This window comes from Mucilaginibacter sp. BGA-UO-ETr-C110 (assembly GCF_059567985.1).
In genome coordinates this window covers 4,793,750-4,806,493 of the sequence record NZ_JCAQPB010000002.1, presented here as the reverse complement: position 1 = coordinate 4,806,493, position 12,744 = coordinate 4,793,750, and the positions used below count along the sequence as shown (strand labels likewise).

8 protein-coding genes are annotated in these 12,744 nt (G+C 44.4%); 2 read left to right on the top strand and 6 right to left on the bottom strand.

The window, feature by feature from the left end; genetic code table 11:
- Positions 1 to 75: 75 nt before the first annotated feature.
- Positions 76 to 1,014, top strand: coding sequence for a glycoside hydrolase family 43 protein (locus AC57BQ_RS20630; protein WP_496408059.1), 939 nt, complete (start codon positions 76 to 78; stop codon positions 1,012 to 1,014).
- Positions 1,015 to 1,050: 36 nt separating this feature from the next.
- Here the strand turns inward: AC57BQ_RS20630 and AC57BQ_RS20625 are convergent, their stop codons facing one another.
- The 5 genes from AC57BQ_RS20625 to AC57BQ_RS20605 all read right to left on the bottom strand — a co-directional run bounded on the left by AC57BQ_RS20625 (position 1,051) and on the right by AC57BQ_RS20605 (position 11,086).
- Positions 1,051 to 1,848: a carboxylesterase family protein gene (locus AC57BQ_RS20625; RefSeq protein ID WP_496408058.1), complete on the bottom strand. Its 798-nt coding sequence runs from the start codon at positions 1,846 to 1,848 to the stop codon at positions 1,051 to 1,053.
- A 111-nt stretch (positions 1,849 to 1,959) separates the two neighbouring features.
- Entirely contained in the window at positions 1,960 to 3,312 is a 1,353-nt protein-coding gene (locus tag AC57BQ_RS20620) for a glucoamylase family protein (protein ID WP_496408057.1), read from the bottom strand.
- A 103-nt stretch (positions 3,313 to 3,415) separates the two neighbouring features.
- On the bottom strand, positions 3,416 to 4,900 hold the full coding sequence (locus AC57BQ_RS20615) for a RagB/SusD family nutrient uptake outer membrane protein (protein ID WP_496408056.1): 1,485 nt from the start codon (positions 4,898 to 4,900) through the stop codon (positions 3,416 to 3,418).
- An 11-nt stretch (positions 4,901 to 4,911) separates the two neighbouring features.
- Entirely contained in the window at positions 4,912 to 7,932 is a 3,021-nt protein-coding gene (locus tag AC57BQ_RS20610; RefSeq protein ID WP_496408055.1) for a SusC/RagA family TonB-linked outer membrane protein, read from the bottom strand.
- 262 nt (positions 7,933 to 8,194) lie between these two features.
- Entirely contained in the window at positions 8,195 to 11,086 is a 2,892-nt protein-coding gene (locus tag AC57BQ_RS20605) for a ligand-binding sensor domain-containing protein (protein ID WP_496408054.1), read from the bottom strand.
- A gap of 171 nt (positions 11,087 to 11,257) precedes the next feature.
- On the opposite strand from AC57BQ_RS20605, the gene AC57BQ_RS20600 reads away from it, so the two are divergent.
- Positions 11,258 to 11,461, top strand: coding sequence for a hypothetical protein (locus AC57BQ_RS20600; protein WP_496408053.1), 204 nt, complete (start codon positions 11,258 to 11,260; stop codon positions 11,459 to 11,461).
- A 227-nt stretch (positions 11,462 to 11,688) separates the two neighbouring features.
- Here the strand turns inward: AC57BQ_RS20600 and trhO are convergent, their stop codons facing one another.
- Positions 11,689 to 12,648, bottom strand: coding sequence for an oxygen-dependent tRNA uridine(34) hydroxylase TrhO (gene trhO / locus AC57BQ_RS20595; protein WP_496408052.1), 960 nt, complete (start codon positions 12,646 to 12,648; stop codon positions 11,689 to 11,691).
- Positions 12,649 to 12,744 lie beyond the last annotated feature (96 nt).

Genomic DNA, 12,744 nt, shown 5'->3' with positions numbered 1-12,744 from the left:
CCGGAATTTTTAAGCGGGCTTTCGTTTGCCATAACAATTGATTATAATTGTGAGAAATACAATTATAATTCAACCATGAAACGTTGTTTCCTTCTCCTTTTTCAGCTCCTGATATTTTCGATTGCTTATAGTCAGCGGCCTGTTGCAAAACCGGTTTATATGTTTTGTTATTTTAAAGATAACGGGCAGGATGGTTTGCACCTGGCCTATAGCCGCGATGGTTATCAATGGACGGCATTAAAAAAGGACAGCTCATTTTTAAAGCCCACTGTAGCTAATGATAAACTGATGCGCGATCCCTGTATTATTCGTGGTGCCGATGGTTTATTCCATATGGTGTGGACCGTGAGCTGGAACGATAGAGGAATTGGCTACGCATCATCTGCCGATCTGATACACTGGAGCGAACAGCAATTTGTACCCGTAATGGCTAATGAAACCGAAGCCCGCAATTGCTGGGCGCCCGAGATAACTTACGATAGTAAAACAAAAAACTACATGATCTATTGGGCAACAACGATCCCGGGCAAGTTTACCGCTACAGATTCTGAAGGGGATAGTAAGTATAATCACCGGCTTTATTATGTTACTACCAAAGATTTTAAAACATACAGCAAAACCAAACTGCTTTATGACCCTGGTTTTAATTCCATAGATGCCACTATTGTAAAAGATGGCAAACGCTTTGTTATGTTCCTGAAGGACGAGACCCGCACACCACCACAAAAGAATATAAAAATAGCTTACAGCAATAGCTTAACAGGCCCTTACTCGGCGGCAAGCAGTAAAATTACGGGTGATTATTGGGCCGAAGGGCCTACCACTTTAAAGATCGGTAAGGAATGGCGGGTTTATTTTGACCGGTATATGGATCACCATTATGGTGCCATCAGCTCAACCGATCTTAAAAACTGGACGGATATTACGGATAAGATTAGTCTGCCCACTGGTATCAGGCATGGTACCATTTTCCAGGTAAGCGAAAAAGAATTGAACGCGTTGATGAAATTATAGTATGGGTTAGGGTTTAACCCATACTATAAAATTCTATTATTTACTGTGCGAAAAGAGCCAGCTGAATAGCTCAGGTTCCTTAAAAGCATTATCCCAGCTGTTATGGTCAACGCCAGGGTAAAGGGTAAACTTAGGGTTCCCACCAGCTTCTTTAATAGCAGCTACCATTACTTCGGAATGATCAGACGGAACAACACTGTCCTTACTGCCGTGGAAGATCCAAAGCGGTACTTTTTTGGCGTATTTTTTGGCGTTCAGCGTATTATCGCCGCCACAGATGGCAAAGGCGGCTGCAAAGATCTTGGGTTCGCGGCCAATAATTTCAAACGTGCCCATGCCGCCCATGCTCAGGCCGCCTACATAAACACGGTGTTTATCAACAAAAGGTTTATCCAAAAACTGATCAACCAGACCCATCAACATGCGCATGGCTGTAGTAGGCTGCTCATTTACCTGGAAAACGAATTTGCGTTTCTGGGTAGCCGGATCGGTTTCCTGCTGCACGTTTGACCAGTAACTGTTTGCCGGGCACTGCGGGAAAACCACAATGGCCTCATATTTTTCCCGCACACTATCCTGCAGCAGGCGCGAAGGGCCATACTTTAACTGCGCTTCGTTATTATTACCTCGCTCGCCTGCACCGTGCAGTACAAACAGCAGTGGATATTTTTTGGTAGGGTCAAAATGTTTGGGGAACAATAAACGGTAAGGTAAAGTATCGCCTTTTATTGCAAAGCTTCCGCGATCAAAAGATGATAAGTTTTGTGAACGGGCCGAAAAAGAAAATGCTAAGAGTAAACTTAGCATTCCCAGTATAAATTTTTTGTGAATCATGGGCTATGTTTAAGATCTATTTATTCAATAGTTAGTTAAACAAATTTAATGCCTTTTGATCTACATTTTTTTAATATTTTTTTACAGCAGTAACAATGAACATAAAAATCACTACTTTTTAGCTATAGCCGGGCTCTCAAAACCCAGTTTGGTAAGACCCTTCTGTACTTCGGGACAGCTCATGAACAGTTTCCATAACAATCCGGTGCGGTAGTTTTCGATCATCACGATGATAGGTCCCTGGTCAATGGCCAGGTATGATTTGGCGTACCAGTTATGCGATTCGCTAAAAGCGTCAACAAAACCATATTCGCCCCAGATCTTATCGCCCAGGTCATAATAAAAATGGCGCAGGGCTTTCATAGAGTATTCTGGCGTGTACGGAAATGCCGACAGTGCCGCGGTAGGTGTGATCACCCCCAGGTCATTAGTAGGCGAATGGGCGTTATATCCTTCAAAATTATCACTGGCGGTAAGTCCCCAACAGTTTTCGCCATAACCTTTAAACTTTTTAGGGTTATCTACACAATAGGCGTGATTGATCAACGTATGGTTTTTATTCTGCTCCCAGTAATCGGCATACTGGTCTTTTAATCCTTTGGGATTTAAGCCCAGGAAGGAGTATTGCGAAAAGAAAAGCGGTCCGCCATAATCAAAGCCTAAAGGCAGTTTTACACCATAAAATGTTTTGCCGTTCTTAAAGAAATCGCTTTGGGTCCAGCCCCTGTGGTAAACATCAGCACTTACAGGGTAACGCTCTGCCGAGGCGGCCAGTACATAGGTGATCAGGCATTCATTAAAGCCATGTATCGGGAAGTTCATGGCCCAGCCATTGTTAGGGCTCCAGTGCCAGTACAGCGCGTCCCTACCATCGCGGGTATACCAGTTCCATTCCATTTCGCCCCACATCCAGCTGATCACATCGCGTATGCGTCGTTCGTCCGGGGTGTTGGCTGTAAAGTATTGCCTGGCACAAAGCAGGCCCTGGAAAAGGTAGGCCGATTCCACAATATCACCACCATCATCCTTGCGGCCAAATGGGATGATCTTGCCGGTTTCGCCGTTCATCCAATGCGGGAAAGCGCCATGGAAAGAGTTGGCTTTATACAAAAACTCAACAATTTTAGCCATGCGGTTAACAGCCTGCTCATGAGTTATCCATTTACGGCTATCGGCCACGATGATAGACATGATGCCAAAACCCGATCCGCCGGTGGTTACCACCTCGTTGCCATAATCAAAAGAGGTATTGCTGCGCTCACGGGCCAGGCCGCTTACCGGGTGACCAAAATCCCAGAAATAACGGAACGTTTGGCGTTGTACCACATCCAACAGGGCGTTATCACTGAGGTTTTTGATAATGCCAACAGCTTTAATGGTATCAGTGTTGGCTGTAGTGGGTTTTTGCGCCAGGCAGTATAGGGCCAGGCACAATAAAAAGGGGGTTAACAGTATTTTTTTCATGTAGATAGTATATGCGGTTTGTTTGTTTACAAAACCGGAAGAGCGGTTAAAAATGGCTGCCTGCCCATGAAACAGACAGCCGATAAATAAACCAATAGAAAAATTAATATCCTGAATTTTGGGTTAAGGCGCCACCACTCAGGTCAATTTCTGTTTGCGGGATGGGCCAAACTTCGTTTTTGCCGGCTTTCCAACCTCGTGTACCAAAAACAGCGGTACCCCGTCCCTGGCGTATCACATCAAAATAACGTTCAAACTCCATCGCAAATTCAAAACGGCGTTCGTTGTAAATAGCTGTGCGAAGCGCGGCCTGATCTGTGGTAGTTACCTTAGGTAATACACCAGCATTTACGCCGCGCGCACGGGCACGTACCTGTTCCAGCGGACCTATTGCAGCACCTGAATTGCCCAATTCATTATTGGCTTCGGCGTTCATCAGCAATACATCGGCATAACGCAAAACGATCTTATTTTGCTGGCAGCCTTCGTTAAAGCCCGATACATAAAGTGCAAATGGTACGTATGATTTCTGATTGTACATTGGGTTATCGCCCGTTGCCGAAATTTTGTCGCCCTCAGGTGTGGTTTCGCCCCTGAATATAATGGTGGCATCACGGCGAGGGTCGCCGGTTTCATAGGCTGCTGCCAGTTGGGGGCTTGGTACGTTAAAGCCCCAGCCACCGCCGGTTACGCCGCGTACGCCCTGTACCTGTGAGTACTGTGAGTTGGAGGCAGGCGGATTGTTGGGTATCAGGTTACACTGGATCTCAAAAATAGATTCCTGATTGTTTTTGTGCGTTGTTCTGAACATTTGCTCATAATCAGGATACAACGAATAGCCCATGCCCATTACTGCCGTGGTGTAAGTGGCCACATCGCTCCATTTTTTTAAATACATGGCTACTTTGGCATGCATAGTTAAAGCAGCACCCTTGGTTACGTGCCCAGTTTCGGCAGCGCTGTAGCTTTGTGGCAATACGGTAGTTGCTTCGGTCAGATCTTTTTCAATCTGCGCCCAAACCTGGTCTTTTGGGGTACGTGGCAGATTATATTCAGAGGCATCTTTAGGTAGGGTTATGCGTAAAGGTACATCGCCGAAAGCCCTAACCAGCCTGAAATATTCGTAGGCACGTATAAATTTGGCCTCGGCCACATAACGGGCTTTTAATGCTTCGTCCATGCTGATGCCTGGTACATTAACGATTATCTGGTTGGCAAAATTGATGGTTTGATATTGCCCTTTCCAGAAACCGCCCAGCTGGGCATCACCTGCGGTAATAGTAAAGTTATGGTAATCATTAAAAAAGGTGGCATCGCTGGCGGTACTGCCTTTTTCTACATCGTCAGAACCCATACTTTCAACAGCGATGGGGGCAAACGCGATATTGTTCCACTCGTGCAGGTTGGCGTACATGGCATTAACTGCCTTATTAGCATCATCCTGTGTTTTAAAAAACTGGGTGGCTGCCGTATTTTGAGCCGGGTTAACATCTAAAAAGCTCTTTTTACAGCTTTGAATGGATATGGTGGATGCAATAAGACCTAAAATAAGGGCTTTACGCATGAATAAGTTTTTACTGTTCTTCATCTTTATACTGATTAAAAAGTAACGTTAACGCCAAAATTATAGGTTGCATATAACGGATAAACGCTGGTGTCAATGCCACGGCTACCGACAGCGCCGCCTACCTCAGGCGAGAAACCTTTATAGCCAAAAATGTTGATGGCATTTTGGGCATTGGCGAATACTCTCACTTTTGATATTTTCCATTTGCTGAGCAGGCTGCTTGGCAATGTATAGCCTAATTGAGCGTTCCTCATCCTAAAATAGGCACCGCTTTCTACATAAAATGAGTTTGGCGCCGCATTGGAATTTTTACCCAAATTAACGGAGGGGTAAGTGTTTGAGGTACCGGCACCATGCCAGCGGTGGTCATAAAAATCCTGCGTGAAGTTCTCGTTACCGAAGCGGTAGGCAATATTGGCATTATATACACTTACGCCGGTTACACCCTGAAAGTCAAGAGCCAGGTCGAAATTTTTATAGGTGAAGGAAGTGTTGATACCATAGTTATATTTAGGTAACGGACTGCCCAGCGCCACACGGTCGCGGCTGTCAACAATACCATCGTTATTGGTATCCTGGTAAATAAAATCACCCGGACTTGCGCCTGGCTGCTTTGAAGTGGCTACCTGCTGTGCGGTTTGGAAGACCCCGGTTACTTGATAGCCATAAAACTGACCTATGGGTTGCCCCACTACAGTGCGTGTTGCAAGCGCCCCGTTGGCAATACCTGCACCACCATCATAAATAGGGTTTTGACCAGTTATTACGTTAAGTACCTTGTTGTTGTTGATACCCAGGTTGGCGGTGATACTGTAGGAAAAGCTTTCACTTGCCTTGTCTTTCCAGCTTACTAAAAACTCAAAACCGCGGTTCCGGATACTGGCCTGGTTGGCTATGATTGAACTGTTAACAGTACCCAGTGAGCCCGCAACAGGGATAGCGAAAATGGCATCCTTTGTTTCGCGGTTATAATAATCGGCCTCAAAGGTTAGTTTATTGGAAAATAAACCGCCTTCTAAACCAAAGTCTGTAGATACGGTTTTTTCCCACAATATAGCGGAAGGGACCACTGTATTGATACTTGCTCCCGGATAAGCTACCTGCGGATTACCGAATATGGCTGTCAGGTACGGATCTGTTGCTATGGTTTGTACCGATGGGTTAATAGGTACTACAGAGTTACCCACCTTACCCCAGCTCCCGCGTAGTTTCAGATTGCTGAACACCTGTTGGTTCTTCATGAAATCCTCGTTGGTAATTACCCAGCCGGCACCTACCGAAGGGAGGTAGGCATAAGTATGATCACCGTAGAATTGTGAAGCCCCATCGCGACGGATAGACGCGTTTAACATATACTTGTCCTTATATGAATAATTAACACGTGCAAACTGCGATAATGCACGAGTACGTATCTGACTGGCGGGAGTGGCCAGATAAGTTACCTTTGCTGTATCAGGAAAGGATGTTTGCAGGTTGCCATTGGCCTTGTAGGGCACATTATCGGCCTGACCATCCATTTGCCTGGTTACATTTTCAAGCGCACTGTAACCTGCCAGTGCTGTTAACCTATGATCTTTAATTTTGACATCATAAGTCAAAGTGTTTTCCCAGATCCAGTTGCGTGTATCGGTATGATTAACATTTAAATTGGTTTTGTTGCTGAACTGTTTAACAGTAGCCTGGTACAGGGGTACAAATGACCGTACCTCGTTCTGGCTTACATCACCGCCAAAGCTCGATCTGAATTTGAAGTTTTTCAGGAACGAAACTTCTCCGTACACGTTATAGGTAACGCGCTTGTTTTTGCTGCGCTGGTTATAAAAATCAATTGTTGCTTGCGGATTGTAGTTATTGCCATCGCCTAAATGGTAATCATTCGGATCGCCATAGCTACCGTTGGCATTATGTACAGGTAAAATAGGTGCTGCACCAAACAGCTGACCGAAAATAGTTGTAGGAACATCTTTTGATTTGTCCGATAATCCACTGGCAGTGTAACCTAATTTTACTGCTTTACCAATTTTAAAATCATTTGATAAGTGCAGGGTGTAGCGTTTGTAATTATTGGTTTGAACAATACCATCCTGATCAAGATATCCAAAAGAGTAGTTATAGGTGTACTTATCCGTACCTCCGCTTACTGATATTTCATGGTTGGTGGTAAAGGCTTTGCGCAGGATCTGTTTATACCAATCGGTGCCGGTTCCAAAGCTTGCCGGATCACTGAATAGCGGCGCGGCGTTGTTAAGGGCGGCAAGTTCATTTACAGCGGTGGCATATTCGGTACCATTAGCCATTTTTACCTGGTTGGTAACAGCCTGCACGCCTACATAGCCATTGTAGTTGATAACGGGGGCTCCCTTAACACCACGTTTAGTGCTGATAAGCACAACACCGTTAGCCGCCCTGATACCATAAATGGCCGTACTTGAGGCATCTTTAAGAATACTGAAGCTCTCGATATCCTGCGGATTAAGAAAGTTGATATCATCGTACCATACACCGTCGACCACAAAAAGGGGTTTGGTGTTACCATAGATAGTACCCAAACCACGAATGGTGATATCCGGTGCTTTGCCCGGCGTACCATTGTTGGTGATCTGCACACCTGCTACTTTACCTTGCAAACCGCTTATCGCGTTTGGTGATGCCTGTTTGGCCACATCAGCACCCTTAACGGTAGCTATGGAGCCGGTAACATCGAGCTTACGCTGGGTGCCGTAACCAACAACTACAATTTGCTGCAGCTCGTTAGTTTGGGGTAACAGTGTAATATTGATACTGGTTTGGCTATTAACCGGTGTTTCCTGAGTGGCGTATCCTAAATAAGTGAATCTTAGCGTGGAGTTGCCGGGGGCGCTAATGGAGTATGCTCCATTAGCATCTGTTTGTGTTCCTGTTGTTGTTCCCTTTACCGAAACAGTTACGCCTATTAAGGCCTGGCCGGTATTGTCGATTATTTTTCCTTTTACTGTAACGTTTTGTGCAAACGCCGCGTCATAAGAAAATAAGAACAATAACATTAACCCCGAAATAGTAAAAAATCTCTTCATAGTGGTTAATAATAAAAATGATAGAATGGAATAATTGGTTTATTAGTTCTACAAAGCTGGGGAGATATTACTCGTTTATCAAAAAAATTAACTCAACATTAATACATCATGAATAAAACACTTTCTCAAGGGAAACTGTTTTAGTTTATAATGATCTGATTGTTAATTTATTAACAACTGCGAATTGGTTGTGTGTGTACTACAGCATTAAAGTCTGTCGACTAAACATTTATAAAGGCTGTGAGAGGTAATGATGTAGTGTTTACAGCTCTATCAGAAACTCCGTAAGGTTTTTATCATGCTCCAGGTTGAGCTTTTTGCGCAGCCGGTAACGGCGTATCTCGACACCGCGCAATGAAATATTCAGCAACGAAGCCATTTCTTTACTGCTCATGTTCATACGCAGATAAGCGCATAATTTCAGATCATTCGGCACCAGATCTGGGTGCCCGGATTTGAGTTTTTTGAAAAAGTTTTCGTGGGCTTCGTTAAAACTTTTTTCAAATATGTTCCAGTCGCGCTCATCATTCATGCCCTCGTCAATAACTTTTTGTATGCGGCGTAACTGATCGTCGGCTAGTTTTTTGCCCGAGCTATCTTTCAGGTGTGTTATTTCTTCGCTGATCTTTTGCAGCAATTCGTTTTTATAAACCAGGTTCATGGCCGAGTTGGCCAGCTCACGGCTTTTACCGGCGAGGTCGGCCTGCAGCTGTTCATTTTTAATATTGATGATATGCTGTTCGTTGGCAATGGCTTCCTGTTTTAAAAAGTCTTCCTTTTCCTTTTGTAGTTTCTCCTGTATGTGCTGCTGATGGCGCTTTAATTTCAGGCGGTAATAATATCTTACCAGGTAATAGGCCAAAATGAGCAATAGCACATAAAAAAGGATAGCCAATTTACTCGCATACCAGGGTGGCAGCACGGTAAAGGTTAAAGTAGTTATAGCCGATACATTTTGATCATTGATCTTGGCCCGTACTTTAAAATGATAAGTGCCCTGGTTAAGATTGGTAAACTCTTTCTGGCTTTGTGGCGCCCAGTCAGACCATTGCCTCGAGTATCCTTCCAGGTAATATTGAAATTTGATCTTAGCTTGTTTGTAATAAGGCAATGAATAAGCTATACGGATATTGTTTTGCGAATAAGGTATCTCGATAGTGTTATGTATGCTGTTCATATCGCTGATCACGTAAACTTTATCGGTCACGTTTTCAATGCGGCGTATCAACACCTGGGGGATTTTTACCGGGCTAGGTAAAAGCGCGTCGCCATCATTCAATATCACAAAACCATCGTCGATACTGATGAGGTAGGTTAAATTATTGATGCGGTTGATGGTTTCATAATGCTGCACCATTTGCCCGTTAAGTACTGTGAACCTGTTGGTATCAATGCTGGTTTTGCCGGGGACCGAAAAATCGGCCAGGGCAACACGCCCCTGGTTAATGAACCAATACCTTTTGCCCAGGGCCTTGATGATCTTACCCGAGGACGCGAAAGTTCCCAGTTTTTTATTGAGCTGGGTATATTTAAAAAAGCGGTCGGTAATGTCGTCATAAATATAAAAACCCGAGTCGGATGAGAATACTACGCGGTTATCCAGGTCGAAAACGTTCACATTGTAGCTACCCGGCAGGCCATATTTGCTATCGTAATATATACTGGAGGTTACTTTTTTAAGGTCGCTGCTCAGGGTGAGTTTATAAATACCCTTGTAGGCATGGCTTACCCAGATCTGGCCTTTGCTGTCCTGCTCTACATAGCGCGATGGCTCGCCAAAGCCTTCTACCTTATGGCTGAATACCCAGTTGCCGGCGGCATCTTTTTTATAGATCACCAAACCGTTGTAGATGCCCTGGATCAACAGATCGTGATTGAGCTTTTTGATGGTCCAGCCACCCGTCATCGTCGAAATTTTGGTAATGGTATTGCCGTTTACCTGGTAGGTGCCATTATTATGACCGCAAAGCAAGCGCCCGTCCTGTAACGACAGATCCCATACCTGCCCCTGTGAGCCGGGTATCAGCTTAAAATCAAATGATTGAAAAAGCTGGTTGTTATCGGCAATCCAGTCGCTGTAAAAAAGCCCCTGGTTGGTGCCCAGGTATATTTTATTGTTAAAAATGATACTGGCATAAACCGTCCCGAACTTACCTGTTTTATCAAAGTAAAAATACAGCGGTGAGTTTACCTCAATACGGTCGATGCCATTATCCAGTCCCGCCCAAAGGTTTTGCTCGCTATCGATATATAAACTTAAAACGGTATTGTTTTGCAGCCCGCTTGCCTTATTAATGTGTTGTACCACATGCCCAGCCGTATCTACAATCACAATACCATTGAGTATGGTGCCATAGGCAAAGTATTTGCCTGGTATCATGGCCCCATTATTAAGCTGGTAGGTTTTTAAAAAGTCGTTAGCCTGGTTGGCCCAGGGGCTTATATGGATGCCATCATAAATAAACAGGCCGTTTTGCGCGGTTCCAATGATATATTTATTACCCTGAAACGGGAGTATGGACAGTACACCGCTGGTCCCTAATATATTGCTGCCTTGTATATATTCCAGTCGATTTCCCTTTAGCTCAAACAAGCCTGCCGATACCTGTTCCACAAAAAAGCGTTTGCCGGCCTGGAATAAAAATAAATAGGGTTTGGGCGCTTTAACAACGCTGATACTGCCCTTTGCATAAATGTATATGGCGCCGAATGATTGGAACAGCACCCTATCGCCGTCGATGTATATTTTCCAGATCTCTTCGTTAATGGGCCTGTATTTTTGGGGGATGAGATTAATCAGTGAGTTATACCTTAAGAAACCTTTGTTATCATCCTGCCAGTAGCCAAATTGGCCAAAGGCGCCGGTGTATATTTTGCCCTTACCATCGGCCAAAACCGAGCGTACAATAAGGCCATTGGGCATGTGGTGCTGCTGCCAGTATTTGCCGTCGAAACTTAACAGCCCTTCGGCATTGCCAAAATACATAATGCCCTGCTCGTCGCGCGTAACCGACCAGTTTTGATTGCCCGACTGGTATATATTTTTGGTATAGTTTTGTACATACGGAACACCTATGCTTTTGATATCAACCGCGCCGGAATGAAAAATAGCAGTGAAAAACAGGAGTAAACTAATCCAAATAGCTTTACGCATAGTGCTTAATAACAGATACCCAAATGTGATCAGTTGTACGAAAATACAGTTTGCCCACCGGATTAAAAAACAATAATAGCTACATAGTTGTATTACAACAAGCACGAAATGGCTATTGCAGATACTATGCTATTTCGGTAGCTTGCAGTTAACAAACATAAACTAACAAACATGAAGAAACTTTTTACCATGCTGATGCTCGCTGTAATGAGCTTTGGCGCTGTTACCACTTACGCTTTACCACAAACCAAAAAAGACGGTACTGCCGATAAAAGATACAAGGCAAATAAAACAAAATTAAAGAAAGACGGAACGCCTGATAAGCGTTATAAAGCAGCTAAACCAGCTGCTGCTCCGGCCAAGAAAAAAGCTTAATCATAAAAAAATCCCCGATGATATTTTCACCGGGGATTTTTTTGTGGGGGGCCTCAACGCCGTCATTGCGAGGAGGAACGACGTGGCAATCCCCGATAGGCAGAGTGTCTCTGTAAGTCGGGGATTGCCACGCTGCGCTCGCAATGACGTGTTTTTTTATGAGGCTTTTACCCTCTTTGCCGCTTGCGGAAGAGAGGGTGGTCGAGCGAAGCAAAGACCGGGTGAGTCTACTCCGCCAACTGTATCTTTTCTCTTTTCAGTGTATTTATGGGCTGAGGCACTTTTACATAATAACCAGTACCATCGTACTCTCTTTTGCGGGGGTGACTTTGGCAGGCATCGCTGCAGCAGCCTTCCATTTTAGTGCCGCATTCATCGCACTGGGTAAAATGCTCATTACACTCCGGATTGGCGCAATTGATCATTTTGGGCGTAACCTTGCCGCAGTTGCGACAGGTGGATATCACCACCGGGTTCACGCTGTTTACATCAACAGAAAGGCGATTGTCAAAAACATAACATTTGCCTTCAAAATCTTCGCCGCCGGCTTCTTTACCATATTTGATGATACCGCCATGCAGCTGGTAAACATCCTTAAAGCCTTCATGCAGCAAGAGGGCCGATGCTTTTTCGCATTTAATGCCGCCGGTGCAATAGGTTAATATCTTTTTATCCTTGTATTGGGCCAACTGGTTGATCATCTCCGGAAAATTCCTGAAGTTCTCGATATCCAGCGTTAAGGCGTTTTTGAATTTTCCTAAGGAATGTTCGTAATTGGAACGCACATCAAGCACCACTACATCGTCGCGGTCCTTCATCGCCAGAAAATCTTTGGGTTCCAGGTGTTTGCCGGTTTGCTGCTGCGGGTTAATCACATTAGGATCGCGCAGACCCGAGTGTACGATCTCGGATTTATACCGCACGTGCATTTTTACAAACGAAGGGGTGTCAACCACATCAATCTTAAAATCGATACCGGCAAAACGTGGATCGGCATGTACCGTATCCATATAAGTTTTACAAGCTTCAGCTGTGCCAGAAACGGTGCCGTTAAGTCCCTCGGTTGCTACAATAATGCGACCGGTTAAGCCTAAACTTTTACAAAATTTTAAATGATCGGCAGCAAATTGCTCCGCATCTGCTATTGTTGAATAACAATAGTATAGTAGTGTATTATATTGTGCCATAATCCATTGATACCGCTGCAAACGGTGTTAAATGAGGCGCAAATATACGGCTTTGAGCGGAAAGCTCAAAGCTGAAGGCATAAAGCTTTTACTTAC

Coding starts and splice junctions, on each gene's coding strand:
- AC57BQ_RS20630 (WP_496408059.1), top strand. CDS start 76: ATGAAACGTTGTTTCCTTCTCCTTTTTCAGCTCCTGATATTTTCGATT.
- AC57BQ_RS20625 (WP_496408058.1), bottom strand. CDS start 1,848: ATGATTCACAAAAAATTTATACTGGGAATGCTAAGTTTACTCTTAGCA.
- AC57BQ_RS20620 (WP_496408057.1), bottom strand. CDS start 3,312: ATGAAAAAAATACTGTTAACCCCCTTTTTATTGTGCCTGGCCCTATAC.
- AC57BQ_RS20615 (WP_496408056.1), bottom strand. CDS start 4,900: ATGAAGAACAGTAAAAACTTATTCATGCGTAAAGCCCTTATTTTAGGT.
- AC57BQ_RS20610 (WP_496408055.1), bottom strand. CDS start 7,932: ATGAAGAGATTTTTTACTATTTCGGGGTTAATGTTATTGTTCTTATTT.
- AC57BQ_RS20605 (WP_496408054.1), bottom strand. CDS start 11,086: ATGCGTAAAGCTATTTGGATTAGTTTACTCCTGTTTTTCACTGCTATT.
- AC57BQ_RS20600 (WP_496408053.1), top strand. CDS start 11,258: ATGAAGAAACTTTTTACCATGCTGATGCTCGCTGTAATGAGCTTTGGC.
- trhO (WP_496408052.1), bottom strand. CDS start 12,648: ATGGCACAATATAATACACTACTATACTATTGTTATTCAACAATAGCA.